At 65.4% G+C, this 20,579-nt stretch carries 21 protein-coding genes and 2 tRNA genes; 16 read left to right on the forward strand and 7 right to left on the reverse strand.

The window, feature by feature from the left end:
- Nucleotides 1-30: 30 nt before the first annotated feature.
- Nucleotides 31-501: a Holliday junction resolvase RuvX gene (ruvX, locus tag AVT10_RS08355; RefSeq protein ID WP_066689831.1), complete on the reverse strand. Its 471-nt coding sequence runs from the start codon at nucleotides 499-501 to the stop codon at nucleotides 31-33.
- Nucleotides 498-1,607, reverse strand: a complete 1,110-nt coding sequence (locus tag AVT10_RS08360) for a DUF3089 domain-containing protein (protein WP_066689888.1) — start codon at nucleotides 1,605-1,607, stop codon at nucleotides 498-500. The genes ruvX and AVT10_RS08360 overlap by 4 nt, the downstream gene beginning before the upstream one ends.
- Nucleotides 1,608-1,714: 107 nt before the next feature.
- Between AVT10_RS08360 and gatC the strand changes: the two genes are divergently transcribed.
- Genes gatC through AVT10_RS08380 form a run of 5 tightly spaced genes read left to right on the forward strand, consistent with a single transcriptional unit; the run spans nucleotide 1,715 to nucleotide 5,756 of the window.
- Entirely contained in the window at nucleotides 1,715-2,002 is a 288-nt protein-coding gene (gatC, locus tag AVT10_RS08365) for an Asp-tRNA(Asn)/Glu-tRNA(Gln) amidotransferase subunit GatC (protein WP_066689832.1), read from the forward strand.
- Complete coding sequence (gene gatA / locus AVT10_RS08370) at nucleotides 2,002-3,483, forward strand: Asp-tRNA(Asn)/Glu-tRNA(Gln) amidotransferase subunit GatA (RefSeq protein ID WP_066689833.1); 1,482 nt, start codon at nucleotides 2,002-2,004, stop codon at nucleotides 3,481-3,483. The genes gatC and gatA overlap by 1 nt, the downstream gene beginning before the upstream one ends.
- Nucleotides 3,474-3,650, forward strand: a complete 177-nt coding sequence (locus tag AVT10_RS18155) for a hypothetical protein (protein WP_164523849.1) — start codon at nucleotides 3,474-3,476, stop codon at nucleotides 3,648-3,650. The genes gatA and AVT10_RS18155 overlap by 10 nt, the downstream gene beginning before the upstream one ends.
- 1 nt (nucleotide 3,651) lies before the next feature.
- Complete coding sequence (gatB, locus tag AVT10_RS08375; RefSeq protein WP_126013699.1) at nucleotides 3,652-5,130, forward strand: Asp-tRNA(Asn)/Glu-tRNA(Gln) amidotransferase subunit GatB; 1,479 nt, start codon at nucleotides 3,652-3,654, stop codon at nucleotides 5,128-5,130.
- Nucleotides 5,127-5,756, forward strand: a complete 630-nt coding sequence (locus AVT10_RS08380; protein WP_084401498.1) for a peptidylprolyl isomerase — start codon at nucleotides 5,127-5,129, stop codon at nucleotides 5,754-5,756. Before gatB ends, AVT10_RS08380 begins: the two co-directional genes overlap by 4 nt.
- Before the next feature lie 141 nt (nucleotides 5,757-5,897).
- Here the strand turns inward: AVT10_RS08380 and AVT10_RS08385 are convergent, their stop codons facing one another.
- Nucleotides 5,898-6,116 (reverse strand): hypothetical protein, encoded by a 219-nt coding sequence (locus tag AVT10_RS08385; protein ID WP_066689835.1) that lies wholly within the window; start codon nucleotides 6,114-6,116, stop codon nucleotides 5,898-5,900.
- 1 nt (nucleotide 6,117) lies between these two features.
- Nucleotides 6,118-6,348, reverse strand: coding sequence for a hypothetical protein (locus tag AVT10_RS08390; protein WP_066689836.1), 231 nt, complete (start codon nucleotides 6,346-6,348; stop codon nucleotides 6,118-6,120).
- 137 nt (nucleotides 6,349-6,485) lie between these two features.
- Here AVT10_RS08390 and AVT10_RS08395 point away from each other — a divergent pair.
- From AVT10_RS08395 to clpX, 5 genes are all read left to right on the forward strand, one after another.
- A tRNA-Leu gene (locus AVT10_RS08395) sits at nucleotides 6,486-6,570 on the forward strand.
- A 67-nt stretch (nucleotides 6,571-6,637) separates the two neighbouring features.
- Nucleotides 6,638-8,254: a trigger factor gene (gene tig / locus AVT10_RS08400; RefSeq protein WP_066689837.1), complete on the forward strand. Its 1,617-nt coding sequence runs from the start codon at nucleotides 6,638-6,640 to the stop codon at nucleotides 8,252-8,254.
- A 105-nt stretch (nucleotides 8,255-8,359) separates the two neighbouring features.
- Complete coding sequence (locus AVT10_RS08405) at nucleotides 8,360-9,298, forward strand: glycosyltransferase family 2 protein (RefSeq protein ID WP_066689838.1); 939 nt, start codon at nucleotides 8,360-8,362, stop codon at nucleotides 9,296-9,298.
- A gap of 94 nt (nucleotides 9,299-9,392) precedes the next feature.
- Nucleotides 9,393-10,022 carry an ATP-dependent Clp protease proteolytic subunit gene (locus AVT10_RS08410; protein ID WP_055756397.1) on the forward strand — a complete coding sequence of 210 codons (630 nt, stop codon included), beginning with the start codon at nucleotides 9,393-9,395 and terminating at the stop codon, nucleotides 10,020-10,022.
- A gap of 129 nt (nucleotides 10,023-10,151) precedes the next feature.
- Nucleotides 10,152-11,417: an ATP-dependent Clp protease ATP-binding subunit ClpX gene (clpX, locus tag AVT10_RS08415; protein WP_066689839.1), complete on the forward strand. Its 1,266-nt coding sequence runs from the start codon at nucleotides 10,152-10,154 to the stop codon at nucleotides 11,415-11,417.
- A gap of 7 nt (nucleotides 11,418-11,424) precedes the next feature.
- Here the strand turns inward: clpX and AVT10_RS18160 are convergent, their stop codons facing one another.
- Nucleotides 11,425-11,574, reverse strand: coding sequence for a hypothetical protein (locus AVT10_RS18160; RefSeq protein ID WP_157092716.1), 150 nt, complete (start codon nucleotides 11,572-11,574; stop codon nucleotides 11,425-11,427).
- Nucleotides 11,575-11,653: 79 nt separating this feature from the next.
- Here AVT10_RS18160 and AVT10_RS08420 point away from each other — a divergent pair, with 79 nt between their 5' ends.
- The gene (locus AVT10_RS08420) at nucleotides 11,654-12,352 is read left to right on the forward strand and encodes an HAD family hydrolase (protein ID WP_066689840.1); all 699 of its coding nucleotides are present in this window, start codon (nucleotides 11,654-11,656) and stop codon (nucleotides 12,350-12,352) included.
- Nucleotides 12,353-12,420: 68 nt separating this feature from the next.
- Nucleotides 12,421-13,587, forward strand: coding sequence for a calcium:proton antiporter (locus tag AVT10_RS08425; protein WP_232307936.1), 1,167 nt, complete (start codon nucleotides 12,421-12,423; stop codon nucleotides 13,585-13,587).
- Here the strand turns inward: AVT10_RS08425 and AVT10_RS08430 are convergent.
- On the reverse strand, nucleotides 13,571-13,813 hold the full coding sequence (locus tag AVT10_RS08430) for a hypothetical protein (RefSeq protein WP_066689841.1): 243 nt from the start codon (nucleotides 13,811-13,813) through the stop codon (nucleotides 13,571-13,573). The genes AVT10_RS08425 and AVT10_RS08430 overlap by 17 nt on opposite strands.
- Complete coding sequence (locus AVT10_RS08435; protein WP_066689842.1) at nucleotides 13,810-15,489, reverse strand: M1 family metallopeptidase; 1,680 nt, start codon at nucleotides 15,487-15,489, stop codon at nucleotides 13,810-13,812. Before AVT10_RS08435 ends, AVT10_RS08430 begins: the two co-directional genes overlap by 4 nt.
- Before the next feature lie 94 nt (nucleotides 15,490-15,583).
- Here AVT10_RS08435 and lon point away from each other — a divergent pair, with 94 nt between their 5' ends.
- The 4 genes from lon (at nucleotide 15,584) to AVT10_RS08455 (ending at nucleotide 20,553) form a co-directional block, all read left to right on the forward strand.
- Entirely contained in the window at nucleotides 15,584-18,067 is a 2,484-nt protein-coding gene (gene lon, locus AVT10_RS08440) for an endopeptidase La (protein ID WP_066689843.1), read from the forward strand.
- 183 nt (nucleotides 18,068-18,250) lie between these two features.
- Entirely contained in the window at nucleotides 18,251-18,523 is a 273-nt protein-coding gene (locus AVT10_RS08445; protein ID WP_055756411.1) for an HU family DNA-binding protein, read from the forward strand.
- 51 nt (nucleotides 18,524-18,574) lie between these two features.
- Nucleotides 18,575-18,649: transfer RNA gene (locus tag AVT10_RS08450), tRNA-Val, on the forward strand.
- 263 nt (nucleotides 18,650-18,912) lie between these two features.
- A complete protein-coding gene (locus AVT10_RS08455; RefSeq protein WP_066689844.1) occupies nucleotides 18,913-20,553 on the forward strand; it encodes a hypothetical protein in 1,641 nt (546 codons plus the stop codon).
- Nucleotides 20,554-20,579 lie beyond the last annotated feature (26 nt).

Below are 20,579 nucleotides of genomic sequence, written 5' to 3' on the forward strand. Positions count from 1 at the left end.
GGTTAGGCCGCGCCGCGCGCCCTTGCAAGCTCAGGCTAGCGGGACATTCACCAGAGCGTCGATCGCGCCTTGCAGGATGTAGGCGGCGGCGAGCTTGTCTACCCGCTCCGCGCGTTTTGCGCGGCTGAGGTCCTCGGCGATCATCTGCCGCTCGACCGCGACCGTCGACCAGCGTTCGTCCCACAGAAAGATCGGCAGATTCAAATCGTCGAGGTTGCGGGCGAAGGCGCGGACCGACTGTGTACGCGGCGAATCGCTGCCGTCCATGTTGAGCGGCAGGCCGATGACGATGCCGCGCACCGATTGCTGGCGGATCAGCGTGGCCAGTTGTGCCTTGTCGGCGGTGAATTTGGTTCGGTTCACCAAAATAGCCGGGCTGGCGAAGCTCCACCCGGCATCGCACAGCGCGGTGCCGATCGTTTTCGTGCCGACATCCAGCCCGATCAGCCGACCGCCTTCGGGCAGCGCGTCGCGAAAGACGGCGCGGTCTTCGGTAATCATTTTACCCTCCACGCCGCGAGCCGGCGCAACGCGTCGGCGCGGACATTCGCCCAGAACAGGCTGTAGTCGTAGACGTGCCAGTTGTTACCCGGCAGCACATAGGGGCCGAGGTCGGGCGGGTTGTCACCGATCGACAGGAATCCGCGCGGCCCGCAGGCTGCGGGCACCAGCCCCGGCGTCATCGTCGCGTTCTGCAGCGACTTATCCGGGATCAGCGTGCCGAGATTGGCGCTGGCCGGCGCCTGCGCATCGGCGGTGCCGGTCAGCGGATTGGTACAGACCATCGGCGTTTTCGCTCGCGGGCGGCCGTCGAACCCGGTCGATGCGTCATATTGTTCAAGGATCAGCGACGGATCGGCCGGTTCGGCGAAGCTCTGCCACGACAGCAGGCACCGGGCCTGATCGGCGGTCGTGCATTCGGGAAGGCCGAGCGCGACGATATCCGTCACCTTCGATACCGGCCAGCCAACGACATAGGCCGCGACGATCCGTCGGGCGAGCAGCGTGCCGGCGACCTTTTCTCGCAGCAGCCGGGTCAGGTGCAGCCCGCCCTGGCTATGGCCGGCGAGGATGATCGGCCGCTTCGGATCGATTTCCTCGACGAACCGGTCGAACGCCGATTCGATGTCGTGATAGGCGAGGTCGAGTGCCTGTTCCGCCGCATCTTCGCTGGTCAGGAACGCGCCGAAGGTCGCCTGGCGATAGCGCGGCGCCCAGACGCGTCCGGCGGCGGTGAAGGCGCTGGCCTGCCCGCGCAGGAAGATGCGCGCGCGGTCGTTGGTCTCGGCGTCGTCCAGCACCGCATTCCAGCGGTCGGTGCCGACGAACGATGTCGGGTGGATGAAGAAAATCTCGGCCCGGCCCGGCGGCGTCGGCTGCACCCCCGGCGGCAACCAGTCGACCGGCGTATTGGTCAGCCCTGGCCGTGCGAACCACATCGTCTTGTCGGCATAGAGTCGCGACGGAATGGTCGGTTCGGTCCGGAACGCAACGCTCGGCACCAGCGCGCGGCGCAGCAGGTCGTTGCCGAACATGCGATAGGCTACGGCGCCGGCGATGACGAGGACGATCAGCGTCGCCACAATGTACAGAAATTTGCGCGCCAATCCGAACTCCACCGTCAGTCGGCGCACCGATGCGGGATGGCGCGGCCGGGTGCAACTGCTTTGCGGGTGCTTGTGGGGGGCGTGCCGGGATGCTAGCCGCCCTTCCCATGTCCGTCGAACCTGCAACCGTCAAACGCGTGGCCGGCCTTGCCCGTATCGCGATCACCGATGCCGAAGCCGAAAAGCTCGCACCTGAACTCGGCAACATTCTCGGCTGGATCGAGCAACTGGGCGAGGTCGATACCCAGGGCGTCGAGCCGATGACCGCGGTCATCCCCAACCATCTGCGCCTGCGCGACGATGTCGTGACCGATGGCGACGTCCGCGACAAGGTACTCGCCAATGCGCCGCAGGGCGAGCATGGCTTTTTCACCGTTCCGAAAGTGATCGAATAGTGTCGAACCTGACCGACCTTGGCGTCGCCGCGATCCGCGACGGCGTGCGCAGCGGCGATTTTTCCGCCCGCGATGTCGCCGACGCGTTCATCGACGCGGTCGCCGCTGCGAAGCCGCTCAACGCCTTTCTCGTCGAAACCCCCGACCATGCCCGTGCCGCCGCGAAGGTGGCCGACGATGCCCGCGCCGCTGGCGAGACGCTCAAGCCGCTGGCCGGCGTGCCGATCGGCATGAAGGACTTGTTCTGCACGCAGGGCGTCGAGACGACGGCGGCAAGTGGTATCTTAAAAGGCTTCGTGCCTCAGTATGAATCGACGGTTTCCGGTAACTTGTGGAATGCCGGGGCGGGGATGCTGGGCAAGCTGAACCTCGACCAGTTCGCGATGGGATCGTCCAACGAAACCAGCGCGTTCGGCAACGTCATCTCGCCGTGGCGGCGTCCGGGCGACACCGCGCCGATGGCGCCGGGCGGATCGTCGGGCGGGTCATCCGCGGCGATCGCGGCGCGGCTGTGCCCGGCGGCGACCGGCACCGATACCGGCGGTTCGATCCGCCAGCCCGCCGCGTTCGTCGGCATCACGGGCATCAAGCCGACCTATGGCCGCTGCTCGCGCTATGGCGTCGTCGCGTTCGCCTCCTCGCTCGATCAGGCCGGGCCGATGGCGCGCGACGTCCGCGACTGTGCGATCATGCTGGAGGCGATGGCCGGGTTCGATCCGAAGGACTCGACCTCGCTCGACCTGCCCGTGCCGGCGTGGGAAGCGGGGCTGAACGCCGACCTGCGCGGCAAGCGGGTCGGCATCCCCAAGGAATATCGCGTCGATGGCATGCCGGCGGAGATCGAGGCGCTGTGGCAGCAGGGCATCGAATGGCTGAAGGATGCGGGGGCGGAGATCGTCGAGGTCTCGCTGCCGCACACCAAATATGCGCTGCCGGCCTATTACATCATCGCGCCGGCCGAAGCGTCGTCGAACCTTGCCCGCTATGACGGTGTGCGGTTCGGTCAACGCGTGCTGCCTGATGGCGCCGGCCTGCAGGACATGTACGCCGCCACCCGCGCCGCCGGTTTCGGCGACGAGGTGAAGCGCCGGATCATGATCGGCACCTATGTGCTCTCGGCTGGCTTCTACGACGCCTACTACACGCAGGCGCAGAAGGTGCGGACGCTGATCGCGCGCGATTTCGAACAGGCGTGGGAACAGTGCGACGTGCTACTGACCCCGACCGCGCCATCGGCGGCGTTCGCGCTGGGGGAAAAGAGCGCCGATCCGATCGCGATGTATCTGAACGACGTCTTCACCGTGCCGTCGTCGCTGGCAGGCCTGCCGGCGATGAGCGTGCCGGGCGGCGTCGACAAGGACGGACTGCCGCTGGGGTTGCAGATCATCGGCAAGCCACTGGACGAACAGGGCGTGCTGAACGCAGGCCTTGCGATCGAGCAGCGCGCCGGCTTCGTCGCCCGTGCGGACAAATGGTGGTAGTTGTCGAACTGCTGATCGAGGCGATCGGAGCGGTGGTGGAAACTGCCATCGATCTGATCCCCGATGGGAAGTCGAAGACGAAGCACACGATCTCCGACGGGCCGACACCGGTCCCGAGGAGCGAAATGGAACAGCGGCCGCCGACCGGCCCGTATGAAGAGCGATGACATGAGCGATTACCGCATCCGTGGTGCCACCGGCGACTGGGAGGTCGTGATCGGCCTCGAAGTCCATGCGCAGGTCACGTCGAACGCGAAGCTGTTCTCCGGCGCGGCGACCGCCTTCGGTGCCGAGCCGAATACGCAGGTAAGCCTTGTCGACGCGGCGATGCCCGGCATGCTGCCGACCCCGAACCGCGAATGCATCCGGCAGGCGGTGCGGACCGGCATGGCGATCGATGCGGTCATCAACAAATGGTCGCGCTTCGACCGCAAGAATTATTTCTACGCCGATCTGCCGCAGGGCTATCAGATCAGCCAGCTCTATCATCCGTTGGTCGGCGAAGGCGTGGTCGAGATCGTGCTGGACGAGAAAGACCCGAATAGCGTGCCCAAGGCGATCGGCGTCGAGCGCATCCATGTCGAGCAGGATGCCGGCAAGCTGATGCACGACCAGCATCCGACGCGGTCCTATGTCGACCTGAACCGATCGGGCGTGGCGCTGATGGAGATCGTCAGCCGGCCGGACATGCGTTCGCCTGCCGAAGCAGGCGCTTATTTGTCGAAGCTGCGCACGATTCTCCGCTATGTCGGGTCGTGCGACGGCAATATGGACCAGGGGTCGATGCGCGCCGACGTCAACGTGTCGGTCCGCCGTCCGGGCGAGGAATTCGGCACGCGGACCGAGACGAAGAACGTCAACTCGGTACGCTTCGTCATGGCCGCGATCGAATATGAAGCGAACCGGCAGGTGGCGGTGTTGGAGGATGGCGGCCGCATCGTGCAGGAAACGCGCCTGTTCGATCCCGACAAGGGCGTGACCCGGTCGATGCGGTCGAAGGAAGACGCGCACGACTATCGCTACTTCCCCGATCCCGATCTGCTGCCGCTCGAACTGGACGATGCGTTTCTCGAGGAATGTCGTGCGTCGCTCCCCGAGCTGCCCGATGCCAAGCGCAAGCGCTATGAGAGCGAGCTCGGCCTGTCGGCGTATAATGCCGCGGTGCTGACCGCCGAGGTCGAAACGGCGCGCTGGTTCGAGGCGCTGCTGGCCGAAGGCGGTTCGGACGTGCCGGCAAAGTCGGCCGCCAACTGGTTGATTTCTGACCTGTATGGCGCGCTCAATCGGCTGGGCAAGGGCATCGGCGACAGCCCGGTGTCGCCGGCGCAGGGCGCGGAACTGCTCAAGCTGGTGGCCGACGGTACGCTGTCGGGTACGCTGTCGAAGCAGGTGTTCGAGATCATGCTCGAAACCGGGCAGGGGGCGAATGCGATCGTCGAGGAACGCGGGCTCAAGCAGACCAGCGACACCGGCGCGATCGAGGCGGTGATCGCCGCGGTCATGGAAAAGAACGCCGACAAGGTCGCCGACTATCGCGGCGGCAAGGACAAGCTGTTCGGCTTCTTCGTCGGGCAGACGATGAAGGCGATGGGCGGGAAGGCCAATCCCGGCGTCGTCAACGACCTGCTGAAGAAGGCGCTGGGATGATGCAGACGACGAGGCGCGCGCTGCTGGTGGTGCTGGCTTGGGCCGGGCCGGCGTTGGCACAGACGCCGGCGCCGCAACCGGGCGCCGAACCGCCGCTGCCGCGCGTCGCGATCGTTACCACCGCCGGCACCCTGACCGTCGAGGTCGAGGTGAAGCGCGCGCCGATCACGGCGGCCAATTTCCTGCGCTATGTCGACCAGAAGCGGCTCGATGGCGTCAGCTTCTATCGCATCGTGAAGGTCGGACCGGAGTTCGGCTTCGTCCAGTTCGGGCCGCATACCGATGCGAAGAAGTATCTGCCGCCGATCAAGCATGAGCCGACGACGCTGACCGGGCTGTCGCATACCGACGGCACGCTGTCGGTCGCCCGTCTAGGGCTGGGAACGGCGCGCGGCGAATTCACCATTTCGGTCGGGGATCAGCGCCGCGCGTTGGATGCCGCACCGGGCGTGCCGGCGGACGGGCAGGGCTATGCCGCCTTTGCCCGGGTCGTCGACGGGCGCGACGTGCTCGTGAAGATCCTCGATACTCCGGTAGATCCGACCAAGGCGAGCAACGGTGCGTTCAAGGGCGAAATGCCCGCTGCGCCGGTGAAGGTCATCACCGCGCGGCGGGTGCTGAAGTAGGCCTGTCTTCTTGTACGCGTCATCCCGGCCCTGAGCCGGGGTCCCGCTTCGTTCGCCGTTTGCAGTAGAAGCGGGACCCGGGAGCAAGTCCGGGGTTACGATTGCGCTGGAACGATCGACCCTTGTCGATCAGTACGGGCGTTACTGTCCGTCGCCCTCCTGATTGCGGACGACCCCGCCCGACCCGCCGCCCGTATCGGGCGACACGGTGGGTTCGGTCGGCGAGGTCGCCCCGCTGTCGGTTCCGCCGCGTTCGACATCGCCATTGACGGCATCGACCGCCTTTTCGATATCGCTGCGACGATCGGTATCGTCCTGCGGGGCGCTGTCGGGGTGAATGCTGCGATCGCGGTCGCTCATGTCAGTTTCCTCCCATGACCGGCTGGCCGGGAACGGGCGTCACGCCCGGATCGCCGCCGGGCAGCGGGCTGGGCACGTCGATATCGGGACCGGGTACGTCGATTTCCGGCGGCGGGGCGGTCGGTTGGCCGGGTTCGGTCTGCGGCGCCGGCTGTTCGGGCGGCGGGGTGGTCGGCGCTACGCCCGGTTCGGGGGCGGGCGTTTCGGCGGGGATCGGCGGTTCGACGGGCATGGAAAGTCTCTCCTTCTCGCACTCCAACGTCCGCCGCGCGGACGGGTTGCGGTGCTCATACAACTCTGCGAAGCGTGGCGACTTGCCCCGACGCGCATGGCTGCTATAGACGCGCCCGTGCCGGCGGCGTCCGCTCGGCGGGCGTGGCGGAACTGGTAGACGCGCTGGATTTAGGTTCCAGTATCGAAAGATGTGGGGGTTCGACTCCCTTCGCCCGCACCAGTGACGCCGCCAGCGCCTGTCGAAGCTGGAGCCGCTCCATTCGATTCTTTTGACGAAAGCCGTGAGAATGCAGACTGTCGAGACGTTGAACGAGGGCCTCAAGCGCGCCTACACGCTGACCATCACCGCTGCCGATATCGACGCGAAGGTCGATGCCGAAGTGAAGCGCGTCGCGCCGACCGTGAAGATGCCCGGCTTCCGCCCCGGCAAGGTGCCCGCGAACCTGATCCGTAAGATGCACGGCGAAGCGCTGTCGCAGGACGCGCTGAACAGCTCGATCCAGGACGGTATCCAGACGCTGATCGCCGAGCAGAAGCTGCGCCCCGCCACCGCGCCGCAGGTCTCGCTGGAAGGCGACTATGCACCGGGCAAGGATGCGGCCGTAACCGTGTCGCTCGAAGTGCTGCCCGACGTGCCGGCCCCGGCGATCGATGAGATCAAGCTGGAGCGCCTGACCGTTCCCGCTGACGAAGCCGTGGTCGACCAGCAGCTCGAGCAGCTCGCCAGCAACAACAAGCGCCACAACGACGCCGAGGAAGGCCATGAAGCCGCCACTGGCGATCTGGTCGTGATGGATTTCGTCGGCAAGGTTGACGGCGTGGCGTTCGACGGTGGCACCGGCGAAGGCATGGCGATCGAAATCGGTTCGGGTCGTCTGATCCCCGGCTTCGAAGACCAGCTGATCGGCGTGAAGAAGGGCGACGAGAAGACGATCAACGTCACCTTCCCCGACGATTATCAGGCCGAAAACCTGAAGGGCAAGGCGGCGACCTTCGACCTGAAGATCACCGACGTGAAGGTGCCCGCAGAAGGTGGCCCGGACGACGAGTTCGCCAAGTCGCTGGGCCTCGAAAGCCTCGAACAGCTGCGCGGGCTCATCAAGGGGCAGGTCGAGCAGGAACTGAACGGCCTGACCCGCACCCACATGAAGCGCAAGCTGCTCGACCAGCTGGCCGCCGGCCACGACTTCGACGTTCCGCCGTCGATGGTCGAAGCCGAGTTCGACCAGATCTGGGCCCAGCTGCAGCACGAAGCCGGCCACGAAGCCGATCCGGAAGCGGCCCGTGCCGAGCTGGAAGCCGAGCGTGACGATTATCGCCAGATCGCGGTGCGCCGCGTTCGCCTCGGCCTGCTCCTGTCCGAAATCGGCCAGAAGAACGGCATTGAGGTCAGCCAGCAGGAAATGCAGCGCCTGATCATGCAGGCCGCGCAGCAGTACGGCCCGGAAGATCGCCAGCGCTTCATCCAGTATGTGCAGCAGGAGCCGATGGCCGCCGCGCAGCTGCGTGCCCCGCTGTACGAGGACAAAGTCGTCGACTTCCTGTTCGGCAAGGCTGAGATCACCGACCGCGAAGTGACGCGCGAGGAACTGGAAGCCGCGATCGAGAGCGAGGAAGGCGCGGTGCCGCATGTGCACGGCCCGGACTGCAACCACGATCACGATCATGACCATGCGAAGCCGGTGAAGAAGGCTGCCAAGGCCAAGCCGGCCGCCGAAGCATCGGCGGAAGGCGAAGCTGCCACCGACGCGGAAGCGCCGAAGAAGAAGGCTCCGGCGAAGAAGGCTCCGGCCAAGAAGGCGGAAGCCGCTCCGGCCGAAGCCGCCGAGGGCGAGGCCGCTCCGGCCCCGGCCAAGAAGCCACGCGCCAAGAAGAAGGTCGAAACCGAAGCCAGCGAAGACTGATCGGTCGATCCTGATGCGAAAGGGCCGTCCACTCCCACGAGGAGCGGGCGGCCTTTGCATGTCGGGCGCTTGCTTTCGGCGGCGTCCGGTGTTGTACGCAGGGCCATGTCCACGACCGTTGCCGTCCTGCTGCCCTGCTACAACGAAGAAGCCGCGATCGGCGCGACGGTCGCGGGGTTTCGCGCGGCGCTGCCAGATGCGACCATCTATGTGTATGACAACAACTCTTCGGACCGCACGATCGAGGTCGCCCGTGCCGCCGGGGCGGTCGTGCGCAGCGAGCGTATCCAAGGCAAGGGCGCGGTCGTGCGGCGGATGTTCGCCGATGTCGATGCCGATATCTATGTCATGGCCGATGGCGATGCGACCTATGACGCGGCCGCCGCGCCGGAACTGGTCGCTAGACTGCTCGACGAGCAGCTCGACATGGTGGTCGGGCAGCGGGTGAGTGAGGCTGCGCTGGCGTACCGGCGGGGCCATCGTTTCGGCAATGCGATGCTGACCGGGATGCTGGCGCGGTTGTTCGGGCGCAGCTTCACCGACATCCTGTCGGGATATCGCGTCTTCTCGCGGCGATTCGTGAAGAGCTTTCCGTCGCTGTCGGCCGGCTTCGAGATCGAGACCGAGATCAGCGTCCACGCGCTCGAACTGCGGATGCCGGTGGCGGAGGTGACGACCCGCTATTTCGCCCGGCCGGAAGGGTCCGCGTCGAAGCTGTCGACCTATGGCGACGGGTTCCGCATCGCGCGGACCATCGCGACCCTGTACCGGATCGAGCGGCCCTTGTGGTTCTTCGGCGCGATTGGCCTGTTGCTGGCGCTGATCGCGGTCGTGCTCGCGGTGCCGATCGTCATTACCTATCTGCATACCGGTTTAGTGCCGCGATTCCCGACGGCGATTCTCGCGACCGGGCTGGTCATCCTTGCCTCACTGTGCCTCTTTTCCGGCCTGATTCTCGACACGGTTGTGCGGGGGCGGCGGGAGGTGCGGCGGCTGGCCTATCTGGCGCATCCGGCACCGGGCAGCGGGTGGATCGCACGCTAACCATCATTCCGGGGGCGTAGCGATGCGCTGGCCCCTTGCGCGCTCAGTCGGGAGCGCCGATGTAGGGCGTCGAAACCTACTCAGCGGGAACCCAATGCTAGATATTCACGACGGCCTCGTCCCCATCGTCATCGAACAGTCGAGCCGCGGGGAGCGCAGCTTCGACATTTACTCGCGCCTGCTGCGTGAACGGATCGTGTTCGTGACCGGCGGCGTCGAGGACCACATGGCTTCGCTCATCACCGCCCAGCTGCTGTTCCTCGAATCGGAAAATCCGAAGAAGGACATCTGGATGTACATCAACTCGCCGGGCGGGGTGGTGACGGCCGGCATGGCGATCCACGATACGATGCAGTATATCCGCCCGCGCGTCGGCACGGTCTGCATCGGGCAGGCAGCGTCGATGGGCAGCTTCCTGCTAGCCGCCGGTGAGCCCGGGATGCGCGTGGCGCTGACCAACGCCCGCATCATGATCCACCAGCCTTCGGGCGGGGCGCAGGGCATGGCGTCGGACATCCAGATCCAGGCGAAGGAAATCCAGCGCATCAAGGACCGGATGAACGCGCTGTATGTGAAGTACACCGGCAAGCCGCTGGAAGAGATCGAGCGTGCGATGGACCGCGACACCTTCCTCGAAGCGGAGGAAGCCAAGGCGTTCGGTCTGGTCGACCAAGTGTTCGACAAGCGTCCGGGCGCGCCGGAAGAGGCGACCCCGGCCGCATAAGCGGTTGCCCCGCCCGACGGCCTATCCGGCGGCTCGGGCGGGTAAACTTTTAATGCATTGCCGGATACAAGCCTGTGTGTATCCTGACGGGCGGAAAGACGCGTCACAGCGGCGCGGGAGATGATTTGAATGACGAAGCTCAGCGGCGGCGACTCCAAGAGCACCCTGTACTGCTCGTTCTGCGGCAAGTCGCAGCACGAGGTGCGCAAGCTGATCGCGGGTCCGACCGTGTTCATCTGCGACGAATGCGTCGAACTGTGCAACGACATCATCCGCGAGGAAACGAAGTCGGCACTGGTCGCCAAGAAGGATGGCGGGGTCCCGACGCCGCAGGAAATCTGCAACGTGCTCGACGATTACGTCATCGGGCAGAAGCAGGCGAAGCGCGTGCTGTCGGTCGCGGTGCACAACCACTATAAGCGGTTGAACCACGGTCAGAAGGGCGCCGACGTCGAACTGGCGAAGTCGAACATCCTGCTCGTCGGGCCGACCGGTTGCGGCAAGACGCTGCTCGCACAGACGCTGGCGCGCATCCTCGACGTGCCGTTCACCATGGCCGATGCAACGACGCTGACCGAAGCGGGCTATGTCGGTGAGGATGTCGAGAACATCATCCTGAAGTTGCTCCAGGCATCCGACTATAATGTCGAGCGGGCGCAGCGCGGAATCGTCTATATCGACGAGATCGACAAGATCAGCCGCAAGGCCGAGAATCCGTCGATCACGCGCGACGTGTCGGGCGAGGGCGTGCAGCAGGCGCTGCTCAAGTTGATGGAAGGTACCACCGCGTCGGTGCCGCCGCAGGGTGGGCGCAAGCATCCGCAGCAGGAATTCCTTCAGGTCGACACGACGAACATCCTGTTCATCTGCGGTGGCGCGTTCGCGGGTCTTGAAAAGATCATCGCCGATCGTCTGCAGGGCAAGTCGATCGGCTTCGGTGCCTATGTCGCGGCGCCGGAGGAACGCCGTACCGGTGAGGTGCTGCGTCAGACCGAGCCCGAAGATCTGCTGAAGTTCGGCCTGATCCCTGAATTCGTCGGCCGCTTGCCGGTGATCGCGACGCTCGAAGACCTCGATGTCGCGGCGCTCATCAAAATCCTGACGGAGCCGAAGAACGCACTGGTCAAACAGTATCAGAAGCTGTTCGACATGGAGGGCGTGAAGCTCGGCTTCAACGAGGAAGCGCTGGTGTCGGTGTCCAAGCGGGCGATCGAACGCAAGACCGGCGCGCGCGGGCTTCGTTCCATCCTCGAAGGCATATTGCTGGACACGATGTTCGACCTGCCGTCGATGGACGGGGTGGACGAGGTCGTCGTCGACAAGGACGTGATCGAGGGCCGGAAGGAACCGGTTCGTGTCTATGCCGAAAAGAAGAAGGCGGGCGACGCCGCGTAAGCTGCGATCAGCCGGTTTGTAGGGCGGGCGTCGGGAAACCGGCGCCCGTTTTGCGTTCTGGTTCGCCAGCCAGCCAGCCGGCCATCGTCATTCCGGCGTCGGCCGGAATCCATTGTGTCGGGCGTTTACGATCTGCTTGCGACGTCGCCGCGTCCATGGATTCCGGCCTACGCCGGAATGACGATGGGGAGGTGCTATGACTTTCCTCGCCACCCTCCGCCCGCTATCCAGCGTCCATGCCGATCGATCTTATCTGCCTCGATGCCGACGACACGCTCTGGCACAATATGCGCCATTTCGAGGAGGCGCATCACGCCTTCACCGCAATGCTTCGCCCGTTCGCGGCCGCCGATGTCGCGCTCGAAACGCTCGACGCCTGCGAGGCGCGCAACCTAAAACTCTATGGCTATGGTGCCAAGGGATTCACGCTATCGATGATCGAAACGGCCCTCGAACTGGGCGGGGATCGTTTGCCGAGCGGCGTGATCGCCAACATACTGGCCGCCGGACGCCGGTTGCTGGCGCATCCTGTCGAGTTACTGCACGGGATCGAGGCGACGCTGGATGCGCTGTCGCAGCGCGGACGACTGGTGTTGGTCACTAAGGGCGACCTGCTGCACCAGGAAGCGAAGCTCGCCGCATCGGGCCTTGGCGACCGCTTTGCCGGGATCGAGATCGTCAGCGACAAGACGACCGAGACGTTTACGCGGCTGTTCGACCGCTATGGCGCGACACCCGAGGCAGCGGTCATGGCAGGCGATTCGATGCGCTCCGACGTTCTGCCCGCCCTGTCGGCCGGGGCATGGGCCGCGTATGTTCCGCAGCCGCTGGCCTGGGCGCACGAGGCGGGTGAGCCGCCGATCGACCATCCCCGCTTTCGCCAGTTGCCCGATCTGGCGGCGCTGCCCGACTGGATCGACTCGATCGGCCGCTAAATGCCTGCGCCCGATGGAAACATCGCGCGCCCGAAGCATTGGCTTTGCGTAACGATCAGGGAGCGATGATGTCGGCGGCACGAGACCATGAAGCGGCGATGGCGGCGGAATTCGAGGAAACGCTGGTCAGTCCGGCGACCAAACGTGCGCTGCTCGACCGTACCGCGCTGCCATGGTGGTCGACGGTCATTCCGGTGCTGGGGCTGGTTGCGATCCTGCTGAACCTGGCGAAAGTGGGCGGGATCGGTGCCGGTCTTGCGGCAGCGATCATGATCGGTTGCGTGATCGCTGCCGTCCATCACGCCGAGGTGGTCGCCCACAAGGTCGGCGAACCGTTCGGAACGCTGGTGCTGGCGGTCGCGGTGACGGTGATCGAGGTTTCGCTGATCGTATCTTTGATGTTGTCCGGCTCGGGGGACGTTGCGACGCTGGCGCGCGATACGGTGTTCGCCGCGATCATGATCATCCTGAACTTCATCGTCGGAATCTGCCTGCTGGTCGGCGGTATTCGTCACCACGAGCAGCGGTTCGTGCTGCGCGGGGTCAGCGCCGCGCTGTCGGTGCTGGCGGCGATGGCGGTGATGTCGCTCGTCCTGCCCAATTATACGTCGAGCGTGCCTGGGCCGACACTGTCGCCGTCGCAGCTTACCTTCGTCGCGATCATCTCGGTCATTCTCTATGCCACGTTCGTGATGGTGCAGACGGTGCGGCACCGCGACTATTTCCTGCCGGCGACCGATGGTTCGCTGCCCAAGGACGCCCACGCCGAGCCGCCGAGCGCCGGAACCGCCTGGATCGCGTTCGGCGCGTTGCTGATCGCGCTGGTGGGGGTGGTGCTGCTGGCGAAGGATTTGTCGCCGACGATCGAAGCGGCGGTGCTGGGGGCGGGGTTGCCGCTGGCGGTCGTCGGCATTCTGATCGCGGCGCTGGTGCTCGCGCCCGAGAGCCTGGCGGCGGTGAAGGCCGCGCGTAAGGACCGGCTTCAGACCAGTCTCAACCTCGCCATGGGATCGGCTCTGGCGACCATCGGGCTGACCATCCCCAGCGTCGCGATCGTGTCGCTGGTGATGGGCTGGCCGTTGTCGCTGGGCATCGATGCCAAGTCGATGGTGCTGTTCGCGCTATCGTTGCTGGTGTCGACGCTGACGCTCGGGAACGGGCGGACGACGGTGCTGTCCGGCATCGTCCACCTGACAATTTTCGCCGCCTATCTGTTCATCACGATCGTTCCGTGATCGCCCGCTGCCGGGCGGCGAGGGCCAGCCCGGCAGCGATCTGTGCGACGCCATAGGCCCGGCGCAGGGTGGGGCGACCGATAAAGGGGCGCACCAGCCACTGCGCACCGCCGGCGCGTTCCTGCCACAGCGCGATATGGCGACTGGGCTGCAACAGGCCGAGCAGCCCGTCGCCGATCATGAAGGTCGCGGCCATTTCGGCAGCGCGTCTGGATAGCTGGGTCATGGGGTGGCAACGCGCGGCGCCTGCATCCGTTCGATCGCCGGGGAACGCCGCAACAACCAAGCCATAGGGTCGATCACGACATGGGCGTCCTGCGGCACCGCGATAGCGCCCGAGCCGCCGGTCATCGGCAGGGTGTGGCGGACGCCATCGACTTCGACCTCGACCGGCAGCGGGAAGGGGCCGTCGCCCGGCACCTGCCAGCGCAGCATCAGCGCGGTCTCGCTGCGCTGCTCGATCAGATCGGGCAGGGCGGCCTGTCGCAGATAGACGTCGAAGAACCAGCCGAAATCCTTCCCCGTTTCCTCCGCCACCGCCGTTTCAAATTCGCGCGTCGTGGCAAAACGGGGCGTGAAATTGCCCGGTTTCGGATCGGGGCGGCCATAGACCAGCCGACGCGTCGCCGCGAAGAAAGCGCGGTCGCCGATCAGGTGGCGCAGGCTGTGCAGCATCCACGCGCCCTTGAAATAGACGTCGGTGCCGGGGCCGGTCTCGCCGTTGACCTCACGCGTGGTCCGTGAACTGCCCGATACGATCGGCGCGCGATTGGCGACGCGTTGCCGCTGGATCAGCAGCATCGACAAATAGCGCGCGTCGCCTTCCCGCCATTTGCCGTAGAGCGGCTGCATGTAGGACGCGAATGCCTCGTGCAGCCAGAAATCGTCCCAGTCGGCGGCGGTCATCTGGTTGCCGAACCATTCGTGGCTGAATTCGTGCTGGAACAGCCAGTCGAAGCCTTCGGGCGCCGGTTTGTAGCCGTTGCCGTATGCGTTGATCGTCTGATGCTCCATGCCGAGATAGGGCGTTTCGACCACGCCGACCTTCTCGTCGCCGAACGGGTAGGGGCCGATGGTCGATTCGAAGAAGTCGAGCGTCGGGGCGAACTCGGCGAACAGCTGCTTCGCCTGCTCGTCCTTCCCTTCCAAATGCCAGAAATGCAGCGGGATGACGTTGCCGAAGCGGCTGCGATACTCGCCCTTGATCTCGCGATACGGGCCGACGCTGATCGCCAGCGCATAGGGATTGGTCGAACCGGCATGCCAGTGCCAGGTGGTCCGGCCATCGGGCAGCCGGTCGATCCCGCGGAGCACGCCATTGGCCGGGGCGGACAGACCGGCCGGGACGGTCAGGTGCAGGTCAACGGCGGCGGGTTCACCGGCGGGAAAGTCGAGGCATGGCCACCACAGGTCGCAGCCGGTATCCTGCGCGGTGGTGCCGAACCAGGGCTTGCCCTTCCATTCGCTCCAGACGAAGCCGTCATCCCATGGCGCGCGCTTCGCAACCCGCGGACTACCGGCATAGCTGATCTCGATCGTGGTGCGTTGTCCGGCGACAAGCGGGGTGTCGATCACCACCTGTCCGCCCGCTTGGCGCCAGCGGGCGCGATCGAGCGGGCGGCCGTCGACGCGAATCGACCGGACGGTCAGCACATCGTCGAGGTCGATCGGAATGCGAGGCACCGCGGCATTGGCGGCGAGGGTCAGCGTCGCCCGTGCCGACAACATCCGCCGCGCCGGCAACGCCTCGATCGCCAGATCGGCATGCGCCAGCCGCAGTGCGGCGCGATCGGCGGCGATGGGGCCGCCCGATCGCAAGGTCATCGGATGGACCGGCGGCACCGTTTCGGTCGGCGCCACCTGCAACGCGGCGGCCAGCGCCAGCGCAAGCGATACCGTCATGGGTCAGTGTGCCTGCGAACGGAGATTGATGGCGCGGCAATTGCCACCATATAAGGTCGTGGGTCCGGCGCTTCGGCCGGGTCGTGGAGTGTCCATGTCCGAGATTACCAATTCCGTTTCGTCCGAGCCGCTGAAGCTGCCGGTATTGCCGCTGCGTGATATTGTCGTGTTTCCGCACATGATCGTGCCCCTGTTCGTCGGGCGCGACAAGTCGGTCGCGGCGCTTGAGGCCGCGATGGCGGGATCGAAGGAAATCTTCCTCGTGGCGCAGCTCGATCCCGGTGATGACGATCCGGCGCGCGAGGACCTGTATGATGTCGGCGTGTCTGCCGAAGTCATGCAGATGCTGAAACTGCCCGACGGCACGGTTCGTGTGTTGGTGTCGGGCAAGGCGCGCGCGACCCTGACCGAGCTCGAATCGGTCGACAATTATCTGGTCGCGACAGTCACGCCGGCCGAAGCGGACGACACGACGCTGGAAGATGCAGATGAGGGCATGGAGGAGCGCGTCGCCGAATCGGTTGCTCAGCCGAGTGCCGAGCTGAAGGCGCTGATGCGGTCGGTGGTCGACCAGTTCGAGAATTACGCCAAGCTCAACAAGAAGCTGCCGGCGGAAACCGCGGTGCAGCTGTCCGAGCTGGACGATCCCTCGCGCCTTGCCGATGCGATTGCCGGTAACATCGCGGTCAAGGTCGCCGACAAGCAGGCACTGCTGGTCGAATCCGATCCGCACAAGCGGCTGGAGATGGTGTTCGCCTTCATGGAGGGCGAACTGGGCGTGTTGCAGGTCGAGAAGAAAATCCGCAGCCGCGTGAAGCGCCAGATGGAGAAGACGCAGCGCGAATATTATCTGAACGAGCAGTTGAAGGCGATCCAGCGCGAACTCGGCAACGAGGGCGAGGATGGCGACGGCGACGAGATCGCCGAGCTGACGCAGAAGATCGCGACGCTGAAGCTCAGCAAGGAAGCGCGGACCAAGGCGACGTCGGAGCTGAAGAAGCTCAAGACGATGGCGCCGATGAGTGCCGAGGCGACCGTCGTGCGCAACTATCTCGACGTCCTGCTGGGCCTGCCCTGGGGCAAGAAGTCGAAGCTGAAGAAGGATATCGCGGTCGCGCAGGACGTGCTCGACCACGACCATTACGCGCTGGAAAAGGTCAAGGACCGCATCGTCGAATATCTGGCGGTGCAGGCCCGGACCAACAAGCTGAAGGGGCCGATACTGTGCCTCATCGGCCCGCCGGGGGTCGGCAAGACCAGCTTGGGCAAGTCGATCGCGAAGGCGACGGGGCGGGAGTTCATCCGCCAGTCTTTGGGCGGCGTGCGCGACGAAGCGGAGATTCGGGGCCATCGCCGCACCTATATCGGGTCGCTGCCGGGCAAGATCGTCACCAACCTGAAAAAGGCCGGCGCGTCGAACCCGCTGTTCCTGCTCGATGAGATCGACAAGCTGGGTCAGGATTTCCGCGGCGATCCGGCATCGGCGCTGCTCGAGGTGCTCGACCCCGAACAGAATGCGAAGTTCAACGATCATTATCTGGAGATCGACATCGATCTGTCGGACGTGATGTTCGTGTGCACCGCGAACACGCTGAACCTGCCGCAGCCGCTGCTCGACCGGATGGAGATCATCCGGCTGGAAGGCTATACCGAGGACGAGAAGGTCGAGATCGCCGAGCGGCACCTGGTCGCCAAGCAGGTCGATGCGCATGGGTTGAAACCGGGCGAGTTCGAACTGACGCAGGACGGCCTGCGCGATCTGATCCGTTTCTACACCCGCGAAGCCGGTGTCCGCACGCTGGAGCGCGAGATTGCGAAACTCGCCCGCAAGGCGCTGCGCCGCATTCTCGAAGGCAAGGCGACGTCGGTCACGGTCACCCCGGACAACCTGTCCGAGTTCGCCGGCGTCCGCAAATATCGCTTCGGCGTGGGCGAGGAAGAGCATCAGATCGGTGCGGTCACCGGTCTCGCCTGGACCGAGGTCGGTGGCGAACTGCTGACCATCGAAAGCGTCACGGTGCCGGGCAAGGGGTCGGTCAAGACGACCGGCAAGCTAGGCGACGTGATGAAGGAATCGGTCGAGGCGGCGTGGAGCTACGTCAAGGCGCGCTCGCCTGGCTATGGCATCAAGCCCAGCCTGTTCCACCGCAAGGATGTCCATATCCACCTGCCCGAGGGCGCGGTGCCGAAGGACGGCCCGTCGGCCGGCATCGGGCTGGTCACGTCGATCGTGTCCACGCTGACCGGCGTGCCGGTGCGGCGGGAGGTGGCGATGACCGGCGAGGTGACGTTGCGCGGTCGGGTACTGCCGATCGGCGGTCTCAAGGAAAAGCTGCTCGCGGCGCTGCGCGGCGGGATCACCACGGTGCTGATCCCGGTCGAGAACGAAAAGGATCTGGCGGAAATCCCGGCCAACATCCGTTCGGGGCTGGAGATCATTCCGGTCGCGCATGTCGACGAGGTGCTGCGCCTGGCGCTGACCGAGCCGCTGACCGCGATCGACTGGACCGAGGCAGACGATCTGGCGGCACAACCGCCGGTCCCGGTACCGGGCATCGGCGAGTCGCGCCCACATTGATGAGGATGGGGGTGGCCAATGGCCGCCCCCGTCCGATCCTGATGTACGTTTGGCGGACGATGGCGTGCAAAGCACCGGATTGCACTAATGCGTCCAATTTGCTTTGACAGCCCGCGTTCGAGCGGCCTTATTGCCGCTTTCGAGTTTTCCATATTGTTATTAGGCTGAAGGGGGTTCCACGGGATGAACAAGCAGGAGCTGATCGGGCAGGTCGCCGACCATTCGGGGCTTACCCGCGGCGATGCGATGAAGGCGGTCGAAGCGGTGTTCGACGTCATCTCGGCGGCGCTCAAAAAGGGTGACGAGGTTCGTCTCGTCGGATTCGGCACGTTTTCGGTGTCGAAGCGCAAGGCGTCGACCGGCCGCAACCCGCGGACCGGCGAACCGATGACGATCAAGGCGTCGTCGCAGCCGAAGTTCAAGGCCGGCAAGGGCCTGAAGGATTCGGTGAATTAAGTTCTGGACACGGTGGCCGGACCCATTTAGGGAGCCGTCCTCCGGGTTTCCGGGCGCGTAGCTCAGCGGTAGAGCACACCCTTCACACGGGTGGGGTCACAGGTTCAATCCCTGTCGCGCCCACCAGATCAACGGCCGTCCGGCACTGCGACCTCTGAACAGAGGCGTTGTGCGGGGCGGCCGTTTCTGATTCCGGGCAACATGGTTCGATCTGGAACGCTGTCACAAAACCGAAACCGTAACGTCTCCGAAACTTCATCCAAATCGCACGGTCCCGTCATCCAGCGCGCCTAACGGGCGGGTGTGGATCGGCCGACGGGGGAACCTTGGTCGATCGCCGGGTCAATGCGCCCGCATAACGACAACCAGGTTTCGGGAGTTCTTCGGTGATGGCCAGCAGCAAGCGCATCGGCTTTATTCTCATGGCGTCGACGGCCTGCGCCGCGCTCGCGGGGTGCAGCGGCGCCGATGGCGTCGCCTCGCCGGGTGCGGGCAGCATCAACGTGACCGTCCCCGCGCCGGCCCCGACGCCGACCCCGACGCCCTCGGCCACCCCGAGCGCGATCACCGCGGCGCAGTTCGCGGCCTCGACCACCGTCAACGGCGTCTCGATCACGCCGGAAGAACAGCTCGCCATCGTCAATGCCGGCACCAACAACAATGTGAACGGCGTCGGTTCGACGATGAACGGCGTCTATCCGGTCGGCAGCGCCTCGCTGGCCACCGCGACCGATCCGTCGACGATCAACAGCTTCTTCACCAGCACCAACTATGTCGGCGCGCTGAACGGTCCGACCGATACCGCGTTCCAGGGCTGGACCTGCAACTCGACCTCGGCCGAATTCGGCGGTTCGGGCGCGCGCTGCACCGCGGTCCCGTCGATCGGCACCTATGCCGCGGCGACCTCGGTCTGCCCGACCGGCACGCTGGATGACGGCACCAACAGCTCGTCGAGCCCGACGATCCGCTATTGCCGCCTGCCGCAGAACATCACCACCGACCTGTCGCTGCCCAAGATCGCCGGCGTCGTCTATCGCCTGCGCGGCCAGACCGAAGTCGGCACCGACCTCGGCACCACGGGCGGCACCGGCGCCACACTGACGATCGCCGCCGGCGTCGTCATCGCCGCCGACTCGACCGAAGCAACCAACGACCTGCTGCTGGTCAACCGCGGTTCGAAGATTTCGGCGATCGGCACGCGCGACGCGCCGATCATCTTCACCTCGCAGCAGAACACCGTCAGCAACGGCGTATCGGACGCGACTCAGGGTCAGTGGGGCGGCATCATCCTGCTCGGCCGTGCGCCGACCGCCGTCTGCGCGACCGGCACCGGCCCGAACAACGCCGCCGGTTCGTCGACCACCTGCCAGCAGGCGATCGAAGGCGTGACGGGACGCTTCTATGGCGGTCCGAACGTCGCCGACAGCTCCGGCCAGATGTCGTACGTCCAGATCCGCTATTCGGGTATCGCGATCAGCGACGGCAACGAACTGCAGGGCCTGACGCTGGGCGGCACCGGGACCGGCACCGTTCTGGACCATATCCAGAGCCACAATTCGGCCGATGACGGCATCGAAATCTTCGGTGGCACGACCAATCTGAAGTACATCGCGATCACCGGTGCTGACGATGACGGCTTCGACATCGACAATGGCTATCGCGGGTTCATGCAGTTCATGATCGCCGCGCAGCGCACGCTGGGCGCGACCGCCGACTCCTTCTCGACCGAGATCGACTCTAATAACGCCGAGGACCTGCTGCCGCGGACCTTCTCGACCTATGCCAACTTCACCTTCATCCAGACGGCGCTGGCGCCGGCCGCGATCCGTCAGCGCGGCGGGTCGGACATGCGCTATGTCAACGGCATCGTGAAGTCGGTGTCGAGCGTCCCGTGCCTCAACCTGGTGGCGGGCACCAGCGATCGCTCGACGATCCGCGCGGCGAACACTGGTCCGACCGACAATGGCGGCCCGCAGGAATTCGGCCCGCCGGTGTTCAGCTCGATCTACTTCGCCTGCAACGGGCGCTGATCCGCGACACCATCGCGCCCAAGCGA

It is taken from the genome of Sphingomonas hankookensis (assembly GCF_001619955.1).
In the GTDB taxonomy this organism is placed as follows: domain Bacteria; phylum Pseudomonadota; class Alphaproteobacteria; order Sphingomonadales; family Sphingomonadaceae; genus Sphingomonas; species Sphingomonas hankookensis_A.